The sequence below is a fragment of the Streptococcus oralis genome (assembly GCF_021497945.1).
Taxonomy (GTDB): domain Bacteria; phylum Bacillota; class Bacilli; order Lactobacillales; family Streptococcaceae; genus Streptococcus; species Streptococcus oralis_BR.
In genome coordinates this window covers 1542841-1566335 of sequence record NZ_CP046524.1, presented here as the reverse complement: position 1 = coordinate 1566335, position 23495 = coordinate 1542841, and the positions used below count along the sequence as shown (strand labels likewise).

The 23495-nt window shown below is 43.2% G+C and carries 23 protein-coding genes and 1 riboswitch; of the genes, 17 read left to right on the top strand and 6 right to left on the bottom strand.

Translation table 11 applies throughout. The features are described 5' to 3' along the window. The first annotated feature begins 60 nt into the window (after window positions 1–60). From liaF to tig, 5 genes are all read left to right on the top strand, one after another. Window positions 61–759: a cell wall-active antibiotics response protein LiaF gene (liaF, locus tag GOM47_RS07945; RefSeq protein WP_235080451.1), complete on the top strand. Its 699-nt coding sequence runs from the start codon at window positions 61–63 to the stop codon at window positions 757–759. Then, window positions 756–1754 carry a sensor histidine kinase gene (locus GOM47_RS07940; RefSeq protein ID WP_235080450.1) on the top strand — a complete coding sequence of 333 codons (999 nt, stop codon included), beginning with the start codon at window positions 756–758 and terminating at the stop codon, window positions 1752–1754. Before liaF ends, GOM47_RS07940 begins: the two co-directional genes overlap by 4 nt. 10 nt (window positions 1755–1764) lie before the next feature. Further along, the gene (locus tag GOM47_RS07935) at window positions 1765–2397 is read left to right on the top strand and encodes a response regulator transcription factor (protein WP_235080449.1); all 633 of its coding nucleotides are present in this window, start codon (window positions 1765–1767) and stop codon (window positions 2395–2397) included. Continuing rightward, window positions 2398–3054, top strand: coding sequence for a DNA alkylation repair protein (locus GOM47_RS07930; RefSeq protein WP_235080448.1), 657 nt, complete (start codon window positions 2398–2400; stop codon window positions 3052–3054). Window positions 3055–3144: 90 nt separating this feature from the next. Continuing rightward, window positions 3145–4428 (top strand): trigger factor, encoded by a 1284-nt coding sequence (tig, locus tag GOM47_RS07925; protein ID WP_235080447.1) that lies wholly within the window; start codon window positions 3145–3147, stop codon window positions 4426–4428. Window positions 4429–4626: 198 nt separating this feature from the next. Here tig and GOM47_RS07920 read toward each other — a convergent pair whose 3' ends face one another. From GOM47_RS07920 to rnhC, 3 genes are all read right to left on the bottom strand, one after another. After that, on the bottom strand, window positions 4627–6996 hold the full coding sequence (locus GOM47_RS07920) for an ATP-dependent RecD-like DNA helicase (protein ID WP_235080446.1): 2370 nt from the start codon (window positions 6994–6996) through the stop codon (window positions 4627–4629). A gap of 128 nt (window positions 6997–7124) precedes the next feature. Then, entirely contained in the window at window positions 7125–7739 is a 615-nt protein-coding gene (gene lepB, locus GOM47_RS07915; protein WP_235080445.1) for a signal peptidase I, read from the bottom strand. A 3-nt stretch (window positions 7740–7742) separates the two neighbouring features. Beyond that, window positions 7743–8624 (bottom strand): ribonuclease HIII, encoded by an 882-nt coding sequence (gene rnhC / locus GOM47_RS07910; RefSeq protein WP_235080444.1) that lies wholly within the window; start codon window positions 8622–8624, stop codon window positions 7743–7745. 86 nt (window positions 8625–8710) lie between these two features. On the opposite strand from rnhC, the gene zapA reads away from it, so the two are divergent. The 6 genes from zapA (at window position 8711) to GOM47_RS07880 (ending at window position 15355) form a co-directional block, all read left to right on the top strand. Beyond that, window positions 8711–9013, top strand: coding sequence for a cell division protein ZapA (gene zapA, locus GOM47_RS07905; RefSeq protein ID WP_000002028.1), 303 nt, complete (start codon window positions 8711–8713; stop codon window positions 9011–9013). Continuing rightward, entirely contained in the window at window positions 9010–9558 is a 549-nt protein-coding gene (locus GOM47_RS07900) for a CvpA family protein (RefSeq protein WP_235080443.1), read from the top strand. The genes zapA and GOM47_RS07900 overlap by 4 nt, the downstream gene beginning before the upstream one ends. Window positions 9559–9658: 100 nt before the next feature. After that, window positions 9659–11995: an endonuclease MutS2 gene (locus GOM47_RS07895; protein ID WP_235080442.1), complete on the top strand. Its 2337-nt coding sequence runs from the start codon at window positions 9659–9661 to the stop codon at window positions 11993–11995. A 168-nt stretch (window positions 11996–12163) separates the two neighbouring features. Then, window positions 12164–12252, top strand: a riboswitch (glycine riboswitch). Window positions 12253–12341: 89 nt separating this feature from the next. Next, the gene (locus GOM47_RS07890) at window positions 12342–13664 is read left to right on the top strand and encodes an alanine/glycine:cation symporter family protein (RefSeq protein ID WP_235080441.1); all 1323 of its coding nucleotides are present in this window, start codon (window positions 12342–12344) and stop codon (window positions 13662–13664) included. Between the two features lie 131 nt (window positions 13665–13795). Next, the gene (locus GOM47_RS07885; protein ID WP_000206774.1) at window positions 13796–14344 is read left to right on the top strand and encodes a carboxymuconolactone decarboxylase family protein; all 549 of its coding nucleotides are present in this window, start codon (window positions 13796–13798) and stop codon (window positions 14342–14344) included. Window positions 14345–14455: 111 nt separating this feature from the next. Beyond that, window positions 14456–15355 carry a TDT family transporter gene (locus GOM47_RS07880; protein WP_235080440.1) on the top strand — a complete coding sequence of 300 codons (900 nt, stop codon included), beginning with the start codon at window positions 14456–14458 and terminating at the stop codon, window positions 15353–15355. Between the two features lie 25 nt (window positions 15356–15380). On the opposite strand, the gene serS is transcribed toward GOM47_RS07880, so the two are convergent. From serS to GOM47_RS07865, 3 genes are all read right to left on the bottom strand, one after another. Beyond that, window positions 15381–16655 (bottom strand): serine--tRNA ligase, encoded by a 1275-nt coding sequence (serS, locus tag GOM47_RS07875; protein ID WP_235080439.1) that lies wholly within the window; start codon window positions 16653–16655, stop codon window positions 15381–15383. 213 nt (window positions 16656–16868) lie between these two features. Then, complete coding sequence (locus GOM47_RS07870; protein WP_000079371.1) at window positions 16869–17240, bottom strand: DUF956 family protein; 372 nt, start codon at window positions 17238–17240, stop codon at window positions 16869–16871. A 2-nt stretch (window positions 17241–17242) separates the two neighbouring features. Further along, a complete protein-coding gene (locus tag GOM47_RS07865) occupies window positions 17243–18607 on the bottom strand; it encodes an aspartate kinase (RefSeq protein WP_235080438.1) in 1365 nt (454 codons plus the stop codon). A gap of 282 nt (window positions 18608–18889) precedes the next feature. Here GOM47_RS07865 and GOM47_RS07860 point away from each other — a divergent pair, with 282 nt between their 5' ends. From GOM47_RS07860 to fabD, 6 genes are all read left to right on the top strand, one after another. Further along, window positions 18890–19675, top strand: a complete 786-nt coding sequence (locus GOM47_RS07860) for an enoyl-CoA hydratase (RefSeq protein ID WP_084872548.1) — start codon at window positions 18890–18892, stop codon at window positions 19673–19675. Window positions 19676–19765: 90 nt separating this feature from the next. Beyond that, window positions 19766–20200, top strand: a complete 435-nt coding sequence (locus GOM47_RS07855) for a MarR family winged helix-turn-helix transcriptional regulator (protein WP_235080437.1) — start codon at window positions 19766–19768, stop codon at window positions 20198–20200. Next, window positions 20200–21174 (top strand): beta-ketoacyl-ACP synthase III, encoded by a 975-nt coding sequence (locus GOM47_RS07850; protein ID WP_235080436.1) that lies wholly within the window; start codon window positions 20200–20202, stop codon window positions 21172–21174. Before GOM47_RS07855 ends, GOM47_RS07850 begins: the two co-directional genes overlap by 1 nt. A gap of 57 nt (window positions 21175–21231) precedes the next feature. Then, the gene (locus GOM47_RS07845) at window positions 21232–21456 is read left to right on the top strand and encodes an acyl carrier protein (protein WP_000257840.1); all 225 of its coding nucleotides are present in this window, start codon (window positions 21232–21234) and stop codon (window positions 21454–21456) included. Window positions 21457–21573: 117 nt separating this feature from the next. Next, a complete protein-coding gene (fabK, locus tag GOM47_RS07840; RefSeq protein WP_000857452.1) occupies window positions 21574–22548 on the top strand; it encodes an enoyl-[acyl-carrier-protein] reductase FabK in 975 nt (324 codons plus the stop codon). Beyond that, window positions 22541–23461: an ACP S-malonyltransferase gene (gene fabD / locus GOM47_RS07835; protein WP_235080435.1), complete on the top strand. Its 921-nt coding sequence runs from the start codon at window positions 22541–22543 to the stop codon at window positions 23459–23461. Before fabK ends, fabD begins: the two co-directional genes overlap by 8 nt. The last annotated feature ends 34 nt before the right edge of the window (window positions 23462–23495 follow it).

Here is a 23495-nt window from a genome sequence, read left to right as displayed (position 1 = left end):
ATCCTCAGACCGAGGTGACTTTTTTGAATTATGATAGAATAGAAGGGAGAGGATGCAGCTATGAAAAAATTTCAAATCTTTTTATTTATTGAAGCCTGTCTGTTGACGGGAGCTCTGATTTTGATGGTATCAGAGCATTTTTCGCGTTTTCTGCTGATTCTGTTCCTCTTTTTACTCTTACTGCGCTATTATACAGGTAAAGAGGGAAATAACGTCTTTCTCCTTGTAGCGACCATTCTTTTCTTTTTCATCGTCATGCTTAATCCCTTTGTGATTCTAGCGATCTTTGTGGCAGTGATTTACAGTCTCTTTCTTCTCTATCCAATGATGAATCAAGAAAGAGAGGAGACCGACCTGGTCTTTGAAGAGGTGGTGACGATTAAAAATGAACGCAATCCTTGGTTTGGCAATCTCCATCATTTCTCTAGTCACCAGACCTGCCAGTTTGACGATATCAACCTCTTTCGCCTCATGGGCAAGGACACCATTCATCTAGAAAGAGTTATCCTAACCAATCATGACAATGTCATTATCCTTAGAAAAATGGTCGGAACGACTAGGATTATCGTACCTGTAGATGTGGAAATCAGCCTCAGTGTCAACTGTCTTTATGGAGATCTTACCTTCCTTCATCAACCTAAGAGATCCCTTCGTAATGAACACTATCATCAGGAAACCAGAGACTACCTCAAGAGTAACAAGAGCGTCAAAATTTTCCTAACCAGTATGATTGGAGATGTGGAGGTGGTTAGAGGATGAAAAAGCAATCTTATCTGATAATCGGCCTGACTTCTCTCCTTTTTATCCTCTTTTTAACCAATAGTCTGCTTGATATTTTAAATCTTGATTGGTCCTATTTGCTACAAGATATCGACAAAACAGAGAAATTCATCTTCTTGATCTTGGTCTTTAGCCTTTCCATGACCTTCTTTTTTGTTCTCTTTTGGCGCGTGATGGAAGAAATTTCTCGCAGAAAAATGCAGGTCAATCTCAAGCGCTTGTTAGCAGGAAAAGAGGTCGTTTCTTTTGCAGATCTAGACTTGGACGCCAGTTTTAAGTCCTTGTCTGGCAAGCTCAATCTCTTGACAGAAGCTGTTCAAAAGGCTGAAAATCAAAGCCTAGTCAAGGAAGAAGCACTCATCGAGAAAGAACGAAAGCGGATAGCACGTGACTTACACGATACAGTTAGTCAGGAGTTGTTTGCAGCCCATATGATTTTATCAGGTGTCAGTCAGCAGGCTTTGAAGCTTGATAGAGAAAAGATGCAGACCCAGTTGCAAAGTGTCGCGGCCATCCTAGAGACAGCCCAGAAAGATTTGCGAGTCTTGCTCCTACATTTGCGACCAGTTGAGTTGGAAGAGAAGAGTTTGGTTGAGGGGATTCAAATCCTCTTAAAAGAGCTTGAGGACAAGAGCGATCTCAAGGTCAGTCTCAAGCAAAATGTGTCTAAATTGCCTAAGAAGATTGAAGAACATATCTTCCGTATTTTGCAGGAGTTGATTAGCAATACCCTCCGCCATGCTCAGGCATCTTGCTTAGATGTCTACCTCTATCAGACAGATGTTGAATTGCAACTGAAGGTGGTGGACAATGGGATTGGCTTCCAGTTAGGGAGTTTAGATGACTTGAGTTACGGACTGCGAAACATCAAGGAGCGGGTTGAAGATATGGCAGGAACGGTTCAACTCTTGACAGCTCCAAAGCAAGGACTGGCGGTTGATATCCGTATCCCCCTGCTAGATAAGGAATCATAAAGGAGTATAGATGAAAATTTTACTGGTAGATGACCATGAAATGGTCCGATTGGGCTTGAAAAGCTACTTTGACCTCCAAGAGGATGTAGAAGTTGTGGGCGAGGCAGCCAATGGATCTCAAGGTATTGACTTGGCCTTGGAATTGCGTCCAGATGTTATTGTCATGGATATCGTCATGCCTGAGATGAATGGGATTGATGCAACCCTGGCTATTCTCAAAGAATGGCCTGAAGCCAAGATTTTGATTGTGACCTCTTACCTAGACAATGAAAAAATCATGCCTGTCTTAAACGCGGGTGCTAGGGGCTATATGCTCAAAACTTCAAGTGCGGATGAATTGCTGCACGCTGTTCGTAAGGTTGCCGCTGGTGAGCTTGCTATTGAACAAGAGGTCAGCAAGAAGGTCGAATACCACCGCAATCATATCGAACTTCATGAGGATCTGACTGCGCGTGAGCGAGATGTGCTTCAACTCATCGCTAAGGGCTATGAAAATCAGCGCATCGCAGATGAGCTCTTCATCTCCCTCAAGACGGTCAAGACCCATGTATCCAACATCCTAGCCAAGCTTGAGGTCAGCGATCGCACTCAGGCTGCAGTCTATGCCTTTCAGCACCACTTGGTCAGGCAGGAGGATTTTTAGATGAATCTAACAGATTTACTTGTGGAGCTAGAAGCGGCAAAAGACCCTGAGAAAGCGGGCCCAATGGAAGCCTATATGCGCCATCAATTTCCCTTTCTAGGCATTGCAGGTCCTGAAAGAAATGCCCTCTATAAAAAGTATTTTCCAGAAGCGAAAAAAACAAAGATTATCGATTGGGATTTTGTAGATATCTGCTGGGAAAAGGAGGCTAGAGAATACCAATATGTAGCTGCCAACTACTTGAAAGCCATGCAGTCTTATCTAACGAAGGATGATTTGCCTAAGCTTGAGCGCCTGGTCGTGACCAAGTCCTGGTGGGACACGGTAGATATCCTAGATCGAGTAGTAGGGAGTTTGGTAGCCGATCATCCGAAACTCGAAGAAGCGCTTTTAAAATGGAGCCTATCAGACAATATCTGGCTGAGACGAGTCGCTATTGACCACCAGATGTTAAGAAAAGAGAAAACGAATGTCCAACTAATGGAAAAGATCCTGGTCAACAATCTGGACCAGACAGAATTTTTTATCAACAAAGCCCTCGGCTGGGCTCTAAGAGACTACTCTAAAACCAATCCCGAATGGGTAGCACGTTTTATTGAAAAAAATCAGAAGAGAATGGCTGAACTTAGTATCAAGGAAGCGAGCAAGTACCTCTAGCACTATTGAAAAGCGCATTCATTACTTGAAAAAAGTCGCTATCATATGGTATAATGGACTGTATTAAAAATTTTAAGGAGAAATGACAGAATGTCTGTATCATTTGAAAACAAAGAAACAAACCGTGGTGTCTTGACTTTCACAATCTCTCAAGACCAAATCAAACCAGAATTGGACCGTGTATTTAACTCAGTAAAGAAAACTCTTAACGTTCCAGGTTTCCGTAAAGGTCACCTTCCACGCCCTATCTTCGACCAAAAATTTGGTGAAGAAGCTCTTTATCAAGATGCAATGAACGCACTTTTGCCAAACGCTTATGAAGCTGCAGTAAAAGAAGCTGGTCTTGAAGTGGTTGCGCAACCAAAAATTGACGTAACTTCAATGGAAAAAGGTCAAGACTGGGTCATCACTGCTGAAGTCGTGACAAAACCTGAAGTAAAATTAGGTGACTACAAAAACCTTGAAGTATCAGTAGATGTAGAAAAAGAAGTTACAGACGCTGACGTTGAAGAACGTATCGAGCGCGAACGCAACAACTTGGCCGAATTGGTTATCAAAGAAGCTGCTGCTGAAAATGGCGACACTGTTGTGATTGACTTCGTAGGTTCTATCGACGGTGTTGAATTTGACGGTGGAAAAGGTGAAAACTTCTCACTTGGACTTGGATCAGGTCAATTCATCCCTGGTTTCGAAGACCAATTGGTAGGTCACTCAGCTGGTGAAACTGTTGATGTTGTTGTAACATTCCCAGAAGACTACCAAGCAGAAGATCTTGCAGGTAAAGAAGCTAAATTCGTAACAACTATCCACGAAGTAAAAGCTAAAGAAGTTCCAGCTCTTGATGATGAACTTGCAAAAGATATCGACGAAGAAGTTGAAACTCTTGACGAATTGAAAGAAAAATACCGCAAAGAATTGACTGCTGCGAAAGAAGAAGCATACAAAGATGCCGTTGAAGGTGCAGCAATCGATAAAGCTGTAGAAAATGCTGAAATCGTAGAACTTCCAGAAGAAATGATCCACGAAGAAGTTCACCGTTCAGTAAATGAATTCCTTGGAAACTTACAACGTCAAGGTATCAACCCTGACATGTACTTCCAAATCACAGGAACTACTCAAGAAGACCTTCACAAACAATACGAAGCAGAAGCTGAGTCACGTACGAAGACTAACCTTGTTATCGAAGCAGTTGCCAAAGCTGAAGGATTTGACGCTTCAGAAGAAGAAATCCAAAAAGAAATTGAGCAATTGGCAGCAGACTACAACATGGAAGTTGCACAAGTACAAAACTTGCTTTCAGCTGACATGTTGAAACACGATATCGCTATCAAAAAAGCTGTTGAATTGATTACAAGCACAGCAACAGTTAAATAATCTTATACTCTTCGAAAATCTCTTCAAACCACGTCAGCGTCGCCTTACCGTATATATGTTACTGACTTCGTCAGTTCTATCTACAACCTCAAAGCTGTACTTTGAGCAACCTGCGGCTATCTTCCTAGTTTGCTCTTTGATTTTCATTGAGTATTAATAAACAAAAATCCCACCTGACTAGGTGGGATTTTTGTTGCACTATTTTCCAAAAATCTCTTTGAGATCTGCATCTGTAAACCCAATCATAGCGGGAATACTAGACCAGTTTTCCTCGGTGAGGATGTAGGATTGTTCAGAGTCACTTGCTGTGGCAGTTTCAGAGAAGGTTTGTTTACTTTCTTCAATATTATTTTCAATTAAATCACTGAAGCGTTCAATCAGATAGGTCTTGCGGGCAGTTCCGATGTGCTTGACTGCATAGTCGAAAGCCTGTAATTCACCTAGTAAGATAAGTTTGCTTTTGGCGCGTGTAATGGCTGTGTAGATGAGATTTCGCTCCAGCATGCGCTTGCTAACACTGGTGATGGGCAGGATGACAACAGGAAACTCACTTCCCTGAGACTTATGGATGCTCATGGCATAGGCTAGTCGAATCTTGTACCATTCGTTGCGTGGATAGATGACCTCATTGCCATCAAAATCAATGACAATCTCGTCTTGTTTGGACTCGGTGTATTTTCCAGGAATCAGGTCTGTGATGTAGCCTAGATCTCCGTTAAAGACATTAACTTCAGCGTCGTTGACTAGGTGAATGACCTTGTCTCCTGTTCGATAGTGACACTGAGTTGCTTCAAAGCTAACTTGCCCCTTTTGCTGAGGATTGAGCAGGTCTTGCATGAGCTGGTTGATGGCGTCAATACCAGCAGTTCCTCGATACATGGGCGCTAGCACCTGAATATCACGAGCCGGAATGCCACTTCTGAGGGCAGCACCAAGAATTTTCTCAATCGTAGCTGGGATATGGCCACTAGCGATTTCAAAGTAGGAACGGTCAGCTTTTTTCTGGGTAAAGTCAGCTGGCAAGATGCCTTGTCGAATCTGACTAGCCAAGGTGACGATAGTTGATTCTTCACTCTGACGATAAATTTTTTCCAAGCGACTCTGGGGAATCAGGGGTATCTGGAGCAGATCAGCCAGGACTTGTCCAGGACTAACAGAAGGCAACTGGTCGCTATCACCCACGATGAGAATTTTGCTGTTAGAGGAGATGTTGGAGAAAAGTTGGTTGGCTAGCCAAGTGTCCACCATAGAAAACTCATCCACGATAATAAAGTCGGCATCCAGATAATCTTCCAGATGACTTGTATCATCGTCTCCCGTCATCCCCAAATGACGGTGTATAGTAGCGCTAGGCAAACCTGTCAATTCATTCATGCGCCGAGCGGCTCGACCAGTTGGAGCTGCTAGAAGGATAGGTAAGTTGCTTTTCTTCCTGAGGTCAAGTCCTTCTAAAAGGGCATAGACAGCGATAATCCCATTGATAACAGTGGTTTTACCTGTACCAGGCCCACCTGTCAGGATAAAGACCTTGTTCTGGATAGCGTCGCAGATAGCCTGTTTTTGGATGCTATCGTATTGGATACCCAGTTCTTTCTCAACGCTAGCGATATGCTTTTGAATGGTTTCCAAATCCTGATTTTTCTGCTTTTCTTTTTCAAGGATACGAACCAAGTGACTGCGAATGCCTTCTTCAGCGAAAAAGAGACTGTTATCAAAGATTTTGGTATCCACCTGTTGGATTTTATCTTCTTCGATCAAATGAGCTAATTCCTGAGCTACTTGGCTGGGATCGAGTTCCACGGGACGGGAAAACTCGAGGAGAGTAAGTGTCTGTTCCAGCAAATCTCGAGCCTCCATATAGGTATCGCCCGTATCCATACAACCTTGAAAGAGACTGTGGACAAGGCCAGCACGGAAGCGTTCAGGAGCTTGACTTTCGATGCCTAGTTCGGCAGCTAATTGGTCGGCGATGGTAAAACCCAAGCCTTTGATATCCTCGACCAGCTGGTAGGGATAATTTTCAACCACATCAAGAGTTTCCTCCTTGTAAAAGTCTTGAATCTGAAAGGCTAGTTTATTGGGAATGCCGTAGTTGGCAAGTTTAGCCAAAACCATCTCTGTCCCATAGTTAAGACGGAGGGTGGAAACAAAAGCCTCACGGTTTTTGGCAGAGAGTCCAGCAATGCTTTCCAGCTTCTCAGGGTGCTCCAGAATTTCGTCAATAGTATTTTCGCCATAGGTATCCACGATTTTCTGAGCTGTTTTGAGTCCAATCCCCTTAAAATGGCTGCTGGAGAAATACTTGACCAAGCCTTTACTAGTGGGTTTTGCTCGCTCATAACGGCTGATCTGTAGCTGTTCACCATACTTGGAGTGCTGAACGATTTGCCCCCAAAAAGTGTAGTCTTCGCCCTCAATCACGTCTGCCATGGTTCCTGTAACGATGATTTCAAAATCGTCAAAGTCCTCCGCATTGGTATCTTCGATATCTAGGAGGAGGATGCGATAAAAATTACTGACATTTTCAAAAATAATCCGTTCAATGGTGCCTGAAAAATAAACTTCCATAGGTTTCCTTTACATGAGTTCGTGAGAATTGGTCTCTTGGCCACTTTGAAAAGCTAGATGACGAAAAGGCCTTCTTCTCGCAATAGAAAAAGAGGCTGAGACTTAGCATTCTCGGCCTCTTCCTTATCTTAAAAAGTTCCGATACGGTTAAGTGGCCAGAAACGGAATTTTGCTTCGCCTTTGATATCGCTGGCCTTGAAAGTACCGACATGGCGGCTGTCGCTAGAGACCAAACGATCGTCACCAAGGAGAAGGTACTCACCTTGAGGGACAGTAAAGCTGAAGCTGGTGTTGGAATTGACATCGACCGTAAAGGCTTGTGCTTTTTGAGCAAGTTCTCTAAAGTAAACTCCCTTATTGCCTTCAAATCCTTTGCCAGTATAGGTGTTTTGCAACTTTTCTGTTTTGAACAAGTTGAGGTATTCAGCTAGATAAGGTTCATCCGTTTCCTTATCGTTGATAAAAAGTTTATCATTTTCGTAGCGGATGGTATCTCCTGGCATACCGATGACCCTTTTGACAATGTCTTTATTTCCTTCTTCTTCATGCGCAACCACGATGTCGAAGCGGTCAATTGGGAGGTGTTTGACGACGAAGAGAACCTCTCCGTCAGCTAGGGTAGGGTCCATCGAGTGTCCTTCCACACGTACATTGCTCCAAAGAAAGATACGGCTAAGGCCGACCAGCGCGATAATCAGGAAGAAAACTCCCCATTCTTTTAGAAATGTTTTAAACGAATTCATAACTCACCTTTCTAGAAGTGCTTTGGCTTTTTCAGTGTTTTTAAAATGCAGTTTGGCGCAGAAATGAAGTCCCTTCATACCATAGGCTTGCAGGATTTTGCTAGCAACCTTATCAGATGCAGTTCCAGCGCCACTTGGCAGTTGATAGCCCAGTTCTCGTCCAAGATTTTCCAAGTTTTCGAGGAAGAGATCCCGCGCGATGATAGAGCTAACCGCAACAGCCAAGTATTTGCCCTCAGCTTTTTCTTCCAAAGTGATCTTATTTGGAAAACGGTTGGCTTCTTGCGCCAAGTACTTGTCATAGTTTTTAGGACTTGTAAAAGCATCAATCACGATTTTCTCTGGCTGGACTCCTTTTTGAAGCAGGAGAAAGATAGCTTGGTTGTGAAGGGCAACCTTTACAGAAACAGCATTGTAACGCTCTCCGATAACTTCGTTGTACTTGCTCGGTGAAAGGAGGAGGGCTTGGTGTGGAATCTTTTCCTTGAGGATAGGGGCAAGCTGACGAATCTTTTGGTCTGTCAGAGTCTTAGAATCCCCCACGCCGAGTTTTCGCAAGAAGTCGTGCTGGTCAGGTGTCACGAAGGAAGCCACGACAGCTAGTCCGCCAAAGTAGGAACCATTTCCCACCTCATCGGTCCCAATCATAGGAAAATCTTGTCCACTGTTTTCTTGTTGAACCTCATGGCCAAAGAAACTGGCGTACTGCTCAGCAGCTTCGCCTTGCAGGAGGACTTTTCCAGAAGTATAGACGGAAACAGTCGCCTGAGGAAAGCGCAAAAAATAGCGGATATAGGGATTTTTACTAGGACTGAGAGCCTTCTGATACTGACTTAAAAAGCTCTGAATTTCCTGTTCACTTGGTGTGAGTGTGATACTTGCCATAGTCTCTATTGTACCACAAAAGCAGGAGAATTGGTAAAAACTGACAAAGTTAGCGAAATTTGGTATAATATCGTGAGGTGAATTTTATGGCAAATCTAAATCGATATAAGTTTACATTCGGGAAAAAGACATTAACCTTGACAACCGAGCATGACAACCTCTTTATGGAGGAAATTGCCAAGGTTGCGACTGAAAAATACCAAGCAATTAAAGAACAAATGCCTGGGGCGGATGATGAGACCATTGCGCTTCTTTTGGCGGTCAATTGCCTGTCTACACAACTCAATCGTGAGATTGAATTTGATGATAAGGAGCAAGAGTTGTTAGAACTTCGCCACAAGTTGATTGCTGTCAAACAAGAGCAGAGCAAGATTGAGGATTCCCTATGATTTCAATCCTACTCTTATTGGTTCTGGCTTGGGGCTTTTACATTGGCTACCGTAGAGGTTTGGTGTTGCAAGTTTATTATTTCCTCGTTGCAGTGGTTTCAGCCTTTGTTGCGGGACAGTTTTATAAATCACTGGGAGATCACTTCCACTTGCTTGTCCCTTATGCCAATCCTCAGGAAGGACAGGGCACCTTTTTCTTCCCTTCAGACCAGCTTTTTCAGCTAGACAAGGTCTTTTATGCGGGTCTAGCCTACCTTCTAGTTTTCGGGATTTGTTATAGTATCGGACGTTTTATCGGTTTGTTCCTCCACTTGATTCCGACTAAAAAGCTCGATGTCAAGTGGTTTCGTATTGGAGCAGGTGTCTTGTCTCTATTAGTAACCTTATTTGTCTTGCAGATGGCTCTGACCATTCTTGCAACTGTGCCTCTGGCAGTCATTCAAAATTCACTCGAAAAAAGTATAGTAGCCAAAAACATCATCCAAAGTGTCCCTTTTACGACAAATCTTATCAAACAACTCTGGGTGACAAATTTAATCGGATAAAAAGGGCGGGATTTTTCCTAGCCCTTTGTTTACAGATTGGAGGACTAGGTCACAACCTCTAGTTGCTACAATCTTGTAAACAAATATACAAGGAAAGAATATGAATACAAAAATACTAGAAACCTTAGAATTTAATAAAATCAAAGCCTTATTTGAACCTCATCTCTTGACAGAACAAGGACTAGAGGAGTTAAAAAGCTTGGTTCCAACTGCTAAGGTGGATAAGATCAAACAAGCCTTTACAGAGATGGAGGAAATGCAAGCCCTATTTGTGGAGCAACCTCACTTTTCCATCCTAGGGACACGTGAGATCTCATCTGTTTGCAGGCGTTTGGAGATGGGGGCAGACCTCAATATCGAGGAGTTCCTACTCCTCAAACGGGTCTTGCTTGCCAGCAGAGAGTTGCAAAGTTTTTATGCCAATCTAGAAAACGTACGCTTGGCACAGTTGGCGAGATGGTTTGAAAAACTGCATGATTTTCCACACTTGCAAGGGAGTCTTCAAGCCCTAAATGATGCAGGATTTATCGAGAATTTTGCCAGCGAAGAACTGGCACGCATCCGTCGGAAAATCCATGATAGCGAGAGTCAGGTCCGAGATGTCTTACACGACCTGCTCAAGCAAAAAGCTCAGATGTTGACAGAAGGGATTATCGCTAGTAGAAATGGGCGTCAAGTCTTACCAGTCAAGAACACCTACCGCAACAAGATCGCAGGTGTTGTTCATGACATCTCTGCCAGTGGAAACACGGTCTACATCGAGCCGCGTGAGGTCGTGAAGCTGAGCGAAGAAATTGCTAGTCTACGAGCTGACGAACGCTATGAGATGATTCGCATCCTGCAGGAACTCTCAGAACGGGTTCGTCCTCATGCTAATGAGATTGCTAATGACGCTTGGATTATCGGCCATTTAGACTTGATTCGTGCAAAGGTGCGTTTTATTCAAGAAATGCAAGCGGTTGTTCCTCAACTTTCAGAGAATCAAGAGATTCAACTCCTTCATGTTCGTCACCCTTTGGTCAAAAATGCTGTCGCAAACGATGTACATTTTGGTAAGGAATTAACGGCCATTGTCATTACAGGTCCCAATACAGGTGGTAAGACCATCATGCTCAAAACCCTGGGCTTGACTCAACTCATGGCCCAATCTGGATTACCCATTCTAGCTGATAAGGGGAGCCGTGTCGGTGTTTTCGAGGAAATCTTCGCAGATATTGGGGATGAACAGTCTATTGAGCAAAGCTTGTCTACCTTTTCCAGCCACATGACCAATATCGTAGATATTCTTAGCAAGGTCAACCAACACTCGCTTTTATTACTAGATGAGCTCGGGGCTGGTACCGATCCGCAGGAAGGAGCAGCACTTGCTATGGCTATTTTGGAGGATCTTCGTCTCCGTCAGGTCAAGACTATGGCGACGACCCACTATCCAGAGCTCAAGGCTTACGGTATCGAAACAGCCTTTGTGCAAAATGCCAGCATGGAGTTTGATACTGCGACTCTTCGCCCGACCTATCGCTTTATGCAGGGCGTTCCTGGTCGAAGCAATGCCTTTGAAATTGCCAAACGTCTGGGCTTGTCAGATGTCATCGTAGGAGATGCCAGCCAGCAGGTCAATCAAGATAATGATGTCAACCGTATCATTGAACAATTGGAAGAGCAAACGCTTGAAAGTCGCAAACGCTTGGACAATATTCGTGAGGTGGAGCAAGAAAATCTTAAGATGAACCGAGCACTCAAAAAACTCTACAACGAACTCAATCGCGAGAAGGAAACAGAGCTTAACAAGGCGCGTGAACAAGCTGCTGAGATTGTGGAACTCGCTCTAAGTGAGAGTGACCAGATTCTTAAGAACCTCCACAGTAAGTCTCAACTCAAACCTCACGAAATCATTGAAGCCAAGGCTGAACTGAAAAAATTGGCTCCTGAAAAAGTCTACTTGTCTAAAAACAAGGTCCTTCAAAAAGCCAAGAAAAAACGAGCACCAAAGGTTGGAGATGATATTGTGGTCCTCAGTTATGGTCAACGTGGAACCTTGACCAATCAGCTTAAGGACGGCCGTTGGGAAGCCCAAGTTGGCTTGATCAAGATGACCTTGGAAGAGAAAGAATTTGACCTTGTTCAGAGCCAACAAGAAGCCCCAGTCAAGAAAAAACAAGTCAATGTCGTCAAACGTGCTTCTGATCGTGGTCCGCAAGCCAGACTGGATCTCCGAGGCAAACGGTACGAAGAGGCCATGAATGAGCTGGACGCCTTTATCGACCAAGCCCTGCTTAATAACATGGCGCAGGTAGATATTATCCATGGTATCGGAACAGGAGTCATCCGTGAGGGCGTCACCAAATACCTGCAAAGAAACAAGCATGTCAAGAGTTTTGGCTATGCTCCACAAAATGCTGGAGGCAGTGGTGCCACCATTGTGACCTTTAAAGGATAGAGAGAAGAAGGAGTCAACCTTTCTGAAAAAAGAAATGAAAGGTCAAAAATTTTCATAGAATATATTGACAAAGGCTAACTTTTCTTGTAAAATAATAAAAAATAAAATACCAACACCGAATGAAGTTTAATAGAAGTGGAGAAAGGTTTGTTTTCCATGACTGTAAATGGACGGAACTCTGGAGAGACCGTAAAGGCACCGAAGGGGCAAGGCAGGTAACTGCTCAAACTCTCAGGTAAAAGGACAGAGCTAGGATAGACCGCTTTTTGGCATTTATCTAAGCATTCCAGAGTACATGTATCTTGCATGTGCTCTTTCTTTTGGGGTTGAAAGATAGGAGTAGGATATGTTAGAATTGCTAAAAGCGCTTGATGCTTTCGTTTGGGGACCTCCCCTCTTGATCTTATTGGTCGGAACGGGTATTTATTTGACCATCCGACTAGGCCTTTTGCAGGTTGCTCGTCTCCCTAAGGCCTTTCAGTTGATCTTTACCAAGGATAAGGGGCACGGCGATGTGTCGAGCTTTGCTGCTCTCTGTACGGCTCTAGCAGCCACCGTTGGTACGGGAAATATCATCGGGGTCGCGACAGCCATTAAGGTTGGGGGGCCAGGGGCCCTCTTTTGGATGTGGATGGCGGCTTTCTTTGGGATGGCAACCAAGTACGCTGAAGGCTTGCTGGCAATCAAATACCGTAGCAAGGATGCAAATGGGGCTGTAGCTGGAGGACCCATGCATTACATCCTTTTGGGGATGGGAGAAAAGTGGCGTCCACTTGCTATCTTCTTTGCCCTAGCGGGTGTATTGGTAGCCCTTTTAGGTATTGGTACCTTTACCCAAGTCAATTCAATTACAGAATCCATTCAAAATACAGCCCAAGTTGATCCAGCTATTACGGCTCTGATTTTATCCATTTTTGTAGGGATTGCTGTCTTTGGTGGTCTTAAATCCATATCAAAAGTTTCGACAGCAGTGGTTCCTTTTATGGCTATTGTCTATATTTTAGGAACTCTTACAGTTATTCTCTTTAATATCGAGAAAATCCCAGCCACACTTGCCCTCATCTTTACTTCAGCCTTTAGTCCAGCTGCTGCGGTAGGTGGTTTTGCAGGTGCCAGTATTCGGATGGCTATCCAAAATGGTGTGGCGCGGGGAGTCTTCTCTAACGAATCTGGTCTTGGTTCAGCTCCCATTGCAGCGGCTGCAGCTAAGACAAATGAGCCTGTCGAGCAAGGCTTGATTTCCATGACAGGAACCTTTATTGATACGTTGATTATCTGTACTCTGACAGGTTTAACCATCTTGGTAACTGGGGTTTGGAGTGGTGAATTGAATGGAGTTGCCTTGACCCAGTCAGCATTTTCTATGGTCTTTTCAGATTTTGGCTCAATTGTCCTAACAATCTTCTTGGTTCTCTTTGCCTTTACGACAATTCTCGGCTGGAATTACTACGGGGAACGCTGTTTTGAGTTTCTCTTTGGTGTTCGTTTTATCTGGCTCTACCGTGTGGTTTTTGTACTCATGGTCTTGTTGGGAGGATTTATAGAGTTGGATATGGTTTGGATTATCGCAGACATCGTCAATGCCTTGATGGCCTTACCTAACTTGATTGCCCTTTTGGTCTTGTCCCCAGTAGTTGTTGCTGAGACTAAGAAGTATTTTAAGAACTAACCCAATCACACTTTTAGTGTGATTTTTTTCATTTCATAGACAATTCCTATCATGGCGATTGAAAATATATATTATCCAAGGGGGAAATTCTATGATAGACTAAATGACAATAAAATGAAAAGAGGTTTCTTATGACAACATTTACCATCCACACAGTAGAATCAGCACCAGCAGAAGTGAAAGAAGTTCTTGAAACAGTACAAAAAGACAACAATGGCTATATTCCCAACCTAATCGGTCTCTTGGCCAATGCCCCTACCGCGCTTGAAGCCTACCGAACTGTCGGAGCCATCAACCGTCGAAATAGCTTAACACCAGTGGAACGCGAAGTAGTGCAAATCACAGCTGCTGTAACCAATGGTTGTGCTTTCTGCGTCGCAGGTCACACAGCCTTTTCCATCAAACAAATCCAGATGAATGATGACCTTCTTCAAGCCCTTCGCAACCGCACTCCGATTGAAACAGATCCAAAACTAGATACTCTAGCTAAGTTTACCTTGGCGGTCATCAATACCAAAGGGCGCGTGGGAGATGAAGCCTTGGCTGAATTTTTGGAAGCTGGCTACACACAACAAAATGCCTTGGATGTGGTTCTCGGTGTTAGTCTTGCTAGCCTCTGCAACTATGCCAACAACCTGGCTAATACGCCTATTAACCCAGAATTGCAACCCTATGCCTAGTTCGAATCATAAAGAAAAAAATGAAGGCTGAGCAATCCAGTCTTCATTTTTCTATGCTATTTTAAGGGTTTTTATGCTATACTGATAATAATATGATTAACGGAGGTTGCCATGAAAAAACTCCCCTTGGTATTTTCTGGTTGTTTGTTAGGTTTGGCAGGTGCAGGAAACCTGATTGCGGATACTTGGCCTGTTCTTTCGCACTTATTTAGTTTGACTGGGTTGGTCTTATGGATTTTCTTTCTCCTTCTTCATCTAAGAAATTGGTCTGAAACCAAGCGAGAATTGAGCAAAGCTCCTCTCTTATCTGGGATGGCTACCTTTCCCATGGCGGGGATGATTTTCTCAACATATATCTTGCGACTAGTGCCGTCTATGCCTATCCTAGCCCAGCTTTTGTGGTGGTTTTCCTTTATCTTGGATTTTGCTTTGATTGCTTATTTTTCTTGTCGCTTTCTTGGAGTGGAGGAAAGAGCTAGTGCAACACCAAGCTGGACAGTACTTTATGTGGGAATAGCAGTGGCAGCCTTGACCTATCCAGTCGTTGGCCTGATTCAGATTGCCTACATAACGGTGACTTTCGGCTTTCTAGCTACTTGTTTTCTCTATCCGTTGATTTACAGTGATCTAAAGAAAAAACCATTGACTCCAGCCCTACTAGGGCAAGAAGGAATCTACTGCGCTCCTTTTTCTTTGCTCTTAGCAGCTCTGGTGCGCATCGGTGGAATCACTCTTCCGACCTGGGCCTTGTTGCTGTTGATGCTTGTCTCTCAATCATTTTTCATCTTCGTTTTGACTCGCTTGCCTAATATTTTAAAACAAGGCTTTCAACCAGCCTTTTCAGCCCTCACTTTTCCAACCATTATCACAGCTACTTCGCTCAAGATGGCTCAGGGAATTTTGAGACTTCCATTTCTGGATTATCTGGTGTTTGCTGAAACTGTTATATGCCTCACTATTTTATTCTTTGTCTTGGTTGGTTATCTGATTTGGTTACGAAAAAAGGTCTAGCTATTATCTAGCTAAACCTTATTTTTTATGGTTTGATAACTTCAGCACCACCCATGTATGGACGAAGAACTTCAGGAATGGTCACAGAACCATCTTCATTTTGGTAGTTTTCAAGAATTGCAGCCACTGTACGTCCAACTGCAAGTCCAGAACCGTTCAAGGTGTGAAGGAGTTTCACCTTGCCATCGGCTTCATCGCGGTAACGGATTTGAGCACGACGAGCTTGGAAATCTTCTGTATTTGAACAACTTGAGATTTCACGATAGGTATTTTGGGCTGGAATCCAAACTTCCAAGTCGTAAGTCTTAGCAGCTGAGAAGCCCATGTCCCCAGTAGAGAGCGCGACCACACGGTATGGAAGGTTGAGTTTTTGAAGAATATTTTCAGCGTTGGCTGTCATTTTTTCCAATTCTTCGTAAGATTCTTCTGGTTTGGCAAATTTGACCATTTCAACCTTGTGGAATTGGTGCAAACGGATCAAGCCACGTGTATCACGACCAGCTGAACCAGCCTCAGAACGGAAAGATGGACTCATAGCAGTGAAGTAGATTGGCAGGTCTTTACCGTCAAGGATTTCATCACGGTAGTAGTTTGTGAGGGGCACCTCAGCCGTTGGAATAAGGACATAGTTGGTGTCTTTCAATTCAAAAGTATCTTCCTTGAATTTTGGATATTGACCAGTACCAAACATAGAATCGTGGTTAACCATGTAAGGTGTGATGACTTCCGTATAGCCTTCCTTGCCATGCTCATCCAACATAAAGTTATAGATGGCACGTTCCAAACGAGCGCCAAGACCTTTATAGAAAAGGAAACGAGCACCCGTCACTTTTCCACCACGTTCCCAGTCAAGGATACCGAGGTCTTCACCCAGATCCCAGTGAGCTTTTGGTTCAAAGTCAAACTCGCGCGGAGTTCCCCAACGGCGAACTTCAACGTTGTCATCCTCATCAGCTCCAACAGGAACGCTGTCAGCTGGGATGTTTGGAAGAGTAGTGGTAAATTCTGTCAATTTCGCATCAATGTCCGCCAATTCAGCATCCAAGACTTTGACTTCAGCAGATAGGGTTTGCATTGCAGCAATCTTGTCATCGGCATTTTCCTTATTGCGCTTAGATTGGGCAATCTCAGCAGAAACCGTGTTGCGTTCTGCCTTAAGGTTTTCAACCTTGACCAAGATGTCACGACGTTTAGCATCGATTTCTTTCATCTCGTTTAAGACAGCAGGATCTACACCACGTGTAGCCAATTTTTCTGCGACAGCATCAAAGTCTGTACGAATACGTTTGATATCTAACATAAGAACTCCTTTATGAAAAAAGCACACCTGACAAAGTGTTGGAGTGGCAGGGCCACGGTTCCATCCAACTTCACAGGTGTGCACTTGATTGTATATGTAATTGTTACTAACGGTAGAATTTCACCTATCCCTCCTATCTGCTCGCAGCACCCGCAGACTTTCTGAAAGAAGGAGATAACTTACTTATCCGTTGCTATGATTATACTAAAGTTTCTACTTTTTTGCAAATAGATTTTTAAATTTTTGTCCAATGGTCTGGAGCAGAGTCGGAAGTTTCACAACCTTGTCATTGCCAAGTTTTTCCCGAGCGATTTTGAGAATAGCTCCAGAGTCTTTGGAAGCAAAGAGGAATTTTCCTTGATCAGTGAAGACTTCAAAGTGGCGACTGATTTTGCGACCAGTTACGTTGGCTCCAATTTGCTGAATACTTGACCAAGGGATTTGGATATATTGTTCGACATTGACATCAGGATAAAACTCTAAGGCTTGATCCCCAACTAGAAATTTTCCGACTTTTCCCGAGATGGAAAGATAGGATGTTCCAGTGGTTTGTAGGTCAATGACTTTATTTAGTGATTGGGCCATGATTAATCTTCCTTACTTTCATCGAAAAAGGCGTGGTAGAGAGCCTTGATAGCTGCCTTTTCTTGCTCTTTATTGACAACAAACATGATGGAAACTTCACTTGAGCCTTGGGACATCATCTGGATGTTGATCTTGTTTTCAGATAGAGCGCGTGTTGCAGTAGCTGTTACACCAATGTGGCTCTTCATCTTTTCTCCGACAATCATAATGATTGAAAGATCGTGTTCGATTTCAGCATGGTCCACTTCGGCTTTTTGAACTAACTGACGCAGAATTTCTTCCTCCTTGATAGGAGTCAATTCACGGGAACGAAGGATGATTGAAAGATCGTCGATACCAGTTGGCATGTGCTCCCAACCGATGTTAAGATCTTCAAGGATTTGCAGAACCTTGCGTCCAAATCCAACTTCACGGTTCATAAGGTATTTCGACATGTTGATGCTGACAAAGCCAGAATCACCAGCGATTCCAACGACTGGAAATTTATCACTGCTATGCTTTAGAACGATACGAGTACCCGGATGGTCAGGGTTATTGGTATTTTTGATAACGAGAGGGATTTTTCCACGGTAGGCAGGGAGTAGGGCTTCATCGTGAAGGACTGAGAAACCTGCATAAGCCAATTCCCGCATTTCACGGTAGGTTAATTCAGGAATGGAGTGTGGTCGATGGATAATACCAGGGTGGGCAGCAAAGATACCGTCTACGTCAGTAAAGTTTTCATAGAGATCAGCCTTAACACCGGCAGCGATGATGGAACCTGTTATATCGGATCCACCACGGGAGAAGGTACAGATTTGATTTTCCTTAGTGACCCCAAAGAAACCAGGAATAACAAGGACTTCGTTGCTGTCAGCCAAGCCTTCAATCTTGTCATAACTGGATGGAATGATGCGAGCATTTCCAGGTTCGCTTGTTACGATAATTCCCGCTTCTCTAGGGTGAACATAGCGCGCATCGATTCCGTTTTGGTTAAAGTAGGCTGCAATAAGTTTGGCGTTGTTGTTCTCTCCGGCCGCTAGGAAGGTGTCATAGAGAAAGTCATTTTCCTCAATAGGAAGAGTCGCTAAGGCACGGATGCTTTTAGAAATTTTTTCTAGAACTGATGGTTTTAAGCCTAGTTCGCTCACCATAGCCGCATAGCGATCGATGATCCAGTTTTGGCTCTTGCTGATATCATTTCCCGCTACATAATCACGATAGTATTTGATCAAAGCGTCGGTAACCTTAGTATCTTCAGCGTTGCGTTTACCCGGTGCAGAAACGACCACAAAACGGCGCTCTTTATCGCTTTTAACGATGTTTAAAACTTTTTCTAACTGACTAGCAGAGGCAAGAGAGCTTCCGCCAAATTTTACAACCTTCATAGGGACTCCTCAAGTAAGTATTTTATACGATTATAGCAGAAAGAGAGGCTTTTTTCAATGAAGAAAATAGCTCCCTATTTTAATAGAAGTAAATGCTAACTTATTCTGAAAAGCGACAACAGTTTAAAAGTAAGAGAGTCAAATTTTATTTACATTCATAAACGGTGGGGAAATAATCAGCTGAGACACTTTCCTTTAGTTTTTCCTTGCCTCTTTATCCAAAAAAAGGTATACTTTGATGATAAAATAATTTTATTGCCTTATAAAAGAAAAGGAGAAGCTATGAATCATATCTTATATCAGATCGTAGATGATCTTGCTATCATTACTTTGAATCGTCCCGAAGTGGCAAATGGTTTCCATATCCCAATGTGTGAGGAAATTTTAGAAGCTTTGACTCTAGCAGAGCAGGATCAAGCTGTGCAGTTCATCTTGATTAATGCTAATGGGAAGGTCTTTTCAGTTGGGGGAGACTTGGTTGAGATGAAACGAGCAGTAGACGAAGATGATATCCCTTCTTTGAATAAGATTGCAGAATTAGTCAATACAATTTCTTTTAAAATCAAGCAAATTCCTAAGCCTGTCTTGATGGAGGTAGATGGAGCGGTTGCTGGTGCTGCAGCAAATATGGCAGTAGCAGTTGATTTTTGTTTGGCGACTGACAAGGCAAAATTCATCCAAGCCTTTGTAGGAGTTGGCTTGGCGCCAGATGCTGGTGGGATTCATCTCTTGAGTCGTAGCATCGGGGTAACACGGGCTGCACAACTTGCCATGACAGGAGAAGCCTTAACTGCGGAAAAAGCGCTAGAATGGGGCGTGGTTTACCGTGTTTGTGAAGCTGATAAATTAGAAAAAACAAGAGAACAAGTTCTGAAAAAATTAAGACGAGGTTCAGCAAACTCATACGCAGCGATTAAAAAGTTAGTTTGGGAAAGTCAATTTAAAGATTGGCAAGATTATGCCGAATTGGAATTGAAACTGCAGGAATCTTTATCTTTAACTGAAGATTTTAAAGAAGGGGTTCGAGCACATTCTGAAAGAAGAAGACCAAAATTTTCAGGAAAATAAAAAAATACTTGCACAAATCTTTGAAGTTTGTTATACTTTTTCTGTCAAATGTTTTGATTGTGAAAGTTTTTTGAGGAGGAGGGAAAAAGTTTGGACTACCAACAAGTAAATGATTATTTAACATCTATTTTCAATAACGTCCTTGTGGTTGAGGAGGTTAGCTTACGAGGTAGTCGATTCAAAGACATCTCCATCAAAGAAATGCACACGATTGATGTGATTGGGAAGTTTCCTGAGGCGACGCCTAGTAAGGTTTCCAAAGAACTGATGGTGACCCTGGGAACAGTTACGACGAGCTTGAATAACCTAGAAAGAAAGGGTTACATTGAGCGTATTCGTTCTGACCAAGACCGTCGTGTGGTCTATCTGCATTTGACAAAGAAAGGTCGTTTGCTTCACCGCCTTCACAAACGATTCCACAAGGCTATGGTCGAAAGAATTATTGACGGCATGAGTCCTGAGGAAAAGAAAGTCATGGGCAGAGGCTTGACGAACCTTTATCAATTTTTGGAGGATTTGAAATAATGGCCTTTGCTAAAATAAGCCAAGTTGCTCATTATGTCCCAGAGCAAGTGGTCACTAATCATGACTTGGCTCAAATCATGGATACAAGCGATGAGTGGATTTCAAGTCGGACAGGAATTAAACAGAGACATATCTCAAAAACGGAGTCTACAAGTGACTTGGCGACAGAAGTTGCTAAGAGCTTACTGGATAAAGGGAGCTTAACAGCGGACCAGATTGATTTTATCATTGTAGCGACGATTACTCCAGATTCGATGATGCCTTCTACGGCAGCTCGGGTTCAGGCAAATATCGGAGCGCATAGAGCTTTTGCCTTTGATCTTACAGCAGCTTGCAGTGGCTTTGTATTCGCTCTCTCAACTGCTGAAAAATTTTTAAGTTCTGGACAGTTCAAAAAAGGGATTGTTATCGGGGCTGAGACCTTATCCAAGGCAGTTGATTGGTCTGATCGTTCGACAGCCGTTCTCTTTGGGGATGGTGCTGGTGGAGTTCTCTTAGAAGCGGGTGATACACGACACTTCCTCGTGGAAAGTCTCTATACAGATGGCTCTCGGAGCGAGTGTTTGACCTATGGTCAAACGGCTTTGGCTTCGCCCTTCTCAGATCAAGAAGCAGTTCCTGCTTTTTTGAAAATGGATGGACGAGCAGTTTTTGATTTTGCAAATCGTGATGTTGCTAGATCAATCAAAGAAACCATTGAAAATGGTCCAATCGTAGCATCGGAATTGGATTATCTCTTGCTTCATCAGGCAAATATCCGCATTTTGGATAAGATGGCTAAGAAAATCGGTGTAGACCGAGACAAGCTTCCTGCCAATATGATGGAGTATGGAAATACCAGTGCAGCAAGTATCCCGATTTTGCTCTCAGAGTGTGTGGAGAATGGCTTGATTCGTTTAGATGGTAGCCAGACGATTCTCCTATCAGGCTTCGGTGGAGGTTTGACATGGGGCACACTCATTCTTACAATCTAGGTAATCATGTGGTAAACACATAGTTATAAATTTTTTATATTTTAAAGGAGTCCTATCATGGCAGTATTTGAAAAAGTACAAGAAATTATCGTTGAAGAACTTGGGAAAGACGCATCAGAAGTAACACTTGAATCTACTTTTGATGATTTGGATGCAGATTCATTGGACTTGTTCCAAGTAATCTCTGAAATTGAAGATGCTTTTGATATCCAAATCGAAGCAGAAGATAACTTGAAGACAGTTGGTGACTTGGTTGCCTACGTTGAAGAGCAAACAAAATAATTAACATATTACTAGAAGGAGTAGGGGAGACCCGCTCCCTCTTGTTTAGGTAATAGTTTGAGACTCAAATGATAAACTCATCGAACTATTACGTAAGCAAGGAATGATGGAGGCACTATGAAAACACGTATTACAGAATTATTGAACATTGATTATCCTATTTTTCAAGGAGGCATGGCCTGGGTTGCGGATGGTGACTTGGCTGGTGCGGTATCAAAAGCTGGTGGTCTAGGGATCATCGGTGGTGGAAATGCACCTAAAGAGGTCGTAAAGGCTAATATCGATAAAATCAAATCACTTACGGATAAACCTTTTGGTGTTAACATTATGCTCCTGTCTCCATTTGTAGAAGACATCGTTGATCTCGTGATCGAAGAAGGGGTCAAGGTGGTTACAACTGGTGCAGGAAATCCAAGTAAATACATGACTCGTTTCCATGATGCAGGCATTACAGTTATTCCTGTTGTTCCTAGTGTTGCTTTGGCAAAACGCATGGAAAAAATTGGTGCAGATGCGGTTATTGCAGAGGGAATGGAAGCTGGTGGACATATTGGGAAACTAACAACGATGACCTTGGTTCGTCAGGTTGCTGCAGCTGTTTCGATTCCAGTTATCGCAGCTGGAGGAATTGCGGACGGTGAAGGTGTCGCTGCAGGCTTTATGCTTGGTGCTGAGGCCGTTCAAGTCGGTACGCGTTTCGTAGTAGCTAAGGAATCTAACGCCCATCCAAAATACAAGGAAAAAATCTTAAAAGCGCGTGATATCGATACGACTATTTCAGCTCAACACTTTGGACATGCTGTTCGTGCCATTAAAAATCAGTTGACACGTGACTTTGAGCAGGCTGAAAAAGATGCCTTTAAACAAGAAAATCCAGATTTAGAAATCTTTGAACAAATGGGAGCTGGTGCTCTTGCTAAAGCCGTTGTTCATGGAGATGTAGAAGGTGGATCTGTCATGGCAGGTCAGATCGCTGGTTTGGTTTCTAAAGAGGAAACTGTTGAAGAAATCCTAAAAGATTTATACTATGGCGCAGCTAAAAAAATTCAAGAAGAAGCCTCTCGTTGGGCAGGAGTTGTAAGAAATGACTAAAACAGCCTTTCTATTTGCAGGTCAAGGTGCTCAGTATCTAGGGATGGGGCGTGATCTCTATGATCGCTATCCTATTGTCAAGGAAACAATTGACCAAGCCAGTCAGGTTTTGGGTTATGACCTTCGTGACTTGATTGATAAGGAAGAAACCAAGTTAAACCAGACTCGCTATACGCAACCAGCTATTTTAGCAACTTCTGTTGCTATTTACCGACTATTGAAAGAAAAGGGTTACCAGCCGGATATGGTAGCAGGATTATCCCTTGGGGAATATTCTGCTCTTGTAGCAAGTGGCGCCTTGGACTTTGAAGAGGCAGTTGCATTGGTTGCTAAGCGTGGTGCTTATATGGAAGAGGCTGCACCTGCAGGTTCTGGAAAGATGGTTGCCGTTCTTAATACTCCAGTTGAAGTGATTGAGGAAGCTTGTGAAACAGCCTCTAAAGTTGGAGTAGTGACTCCAGCTAACTACAACACCCCAAGCCAAATCGTTATCGGTGGTGAGGTGGCTGCGGTTGACCGCGCAGTTGAACTCTTGCAGGAAGCAGGAGCAAAACGATTGATTTCTTTAAATGTATCTGGTCCTTTCCATACAGCCCTTCTTGAGCCAGCCAGTCAGCAACTAGCTGGAGCTCTTGAGGGAGTGAGTTTCTCTGATTTTACTTGCCCTCTAGTCGGCAATACGGAAGCTACTGTTATGGAAAAAGATCGAATCCAAGAGCTCTTGACGCGTCAGGTGAAAGAACCTGTTCGTTTTTATGAAAGTATTGCTGTGATGCAGGATGCTGGTGTGACCAATTTTATTGAAATTGGTCCAGGGAAAGTCCTATCAGGATTTGTCAAAAAGATTGATAAATCAGCTAAGCTAGCTAACGTTGAAGACCAAGCAAGCTTGGATGCTTTGTTAGGAAACTAATGATCCCTTCTCCCACAAAATACAACAGGAAACA

Coding starts and splice junctions, on each gene's coding strand:
- GOM47_RS07900 (WP_235080443.1), top strand. CDS start 9,010: ATGATTTCAATCCTACTCTTATTGGTTCTGGCTTGGGGCTTTTACATT.
- serS (WP_235080439.1), bottom strand. CDS start 16,655: ATGTTAGATATCAAACGTATTCGTACAGACTTTGATGCTGTCGCAGAA.
- GOM47_RS07870 (WP_000079371.1), bottom strand. CDS start 17,240: ATGGCCCAATCACTAAATAAAGTCATTGACCTACAAACCACTGGAACA.
- fabD (WP_235080435.1), top strand. CDS start 22,541: ATGACTAAAACAGCCTTTCTATTTGCAGGTCAAGGTGCTCAGTATCTA.
- fabK (WP_000857452.1), top strand. CDS start 21,574: ATGAAAACACGTATTACAGAATTATTGAACATTGATTATCCTATTTTT.
- GOM47_RS07895 (WP_235080442.1), top strand. CDS start 9,659: ATGAATACAAAAATACTAGAAACCTTAGAATTTAATAAAATCAAAGCC.
- GOM47_RS07940 (WP_235080450.1), top strand. CDS start 756: ATGAAAAAGCAATCTTATCTGATAATCGGCCTGACTTCTCTCCTTTTT.
- liaF (WP_235080451.1), top strand. CDS start 61: ATGAAAAAATTTCAAATCTTTTTATTTATTGAAGCCTGTCTGTTGACG.
- GOM47_RS07850 (WP_235080436.1), top strand. CDS start 20,200: ATGGCCTTTGCTAAAATAAGCCAAGTTGCTCATTATGTCCCAGAGCAA.
- GOM47_RS07860 (WP_084872548.1), top strand. CDS start 18,890: ATGAATCATATCTTATATCAGATCGTAGATGATCTTGCTATCATTACT.
- GOM47_RS07865 (WP_235080438.1), bottom strand. CDS start 18,607: ATGAAGGTTGTAAAATTTGGCGGAAGCTCTCTTGCCTCTGCTAGTCAG.
- GOM47_RS07885 (WP_000206774.1), top strand. CDS start 13,796: ATGACAACATTTACCATCCACACAGTAGAATCAGCACCAGCAGAAGTG.
- GOM47_RS07930 (WP_235080448.1), top strand. CDS start 2,398: ATGAATCTAACAGATTTACTTGTGGAGCTAGAAGCGGCAAAAGACCCT.
- GOM47_RS07935 (WP_235080449.1), top strand. CDS start 1,765: ATGAAAATTTTACTGGTAGATGACCATGAAATGGTCCGATTGGGCTTG.
- rnhC (WP_235080444.1), bottom strand. CDS start 8,624: ATGGCAAGTATCACACTCACACCAAGTGAACAGGAAATTCAGAGCTTT.
- zapA (WP_000002028.1), top strand. CDS start 8,711: ATGGCAAATCTAAATCGATATAAGTTTACATTCGGGAAAAAGACATTA.
- tig (WP_235080447.1), top strand. CDS start 3,145: ATGTCTGTATCATTTGAAAACAAAGAAACAAACCGTGGTGTCTTGACT.
- GOM47_RS07845 (WP_000257840.1), top strand. CDS start 21,232: ATGGCAGTATTTGAAAAAGTACAAGAAATTATCGTTGAAGAACTTGGG.
- GOM47_RS07890 (WP_235080441.1), top strand. CDS start 12,342: ATGTTAGAATTGCTAAAAGCGCTTGATGCTTTCGTTTGGGGACCTCCC.
- GOM47_RS07880 (WP_235080440.1), top strand. CDS start 14,456: ATGAAAAAACTCCCCTTGGTATTTTCTGGTTGTTTGTTAGGTTTGGCA.
- lepB (WP_235080445.1), bottom strand. CDS start 7,739: ATGAATTCGTTTAAAACATTTCTAAAAGAATGGGGAGTTTTCTTCCTG.
- GOM47_RS07920 (WP_235080446.1), bottom strand. CDS start 6,996: ATGGAAGTTTATTTTTCAGGCACCATTGAACGGATTATTTTTGAAAAT.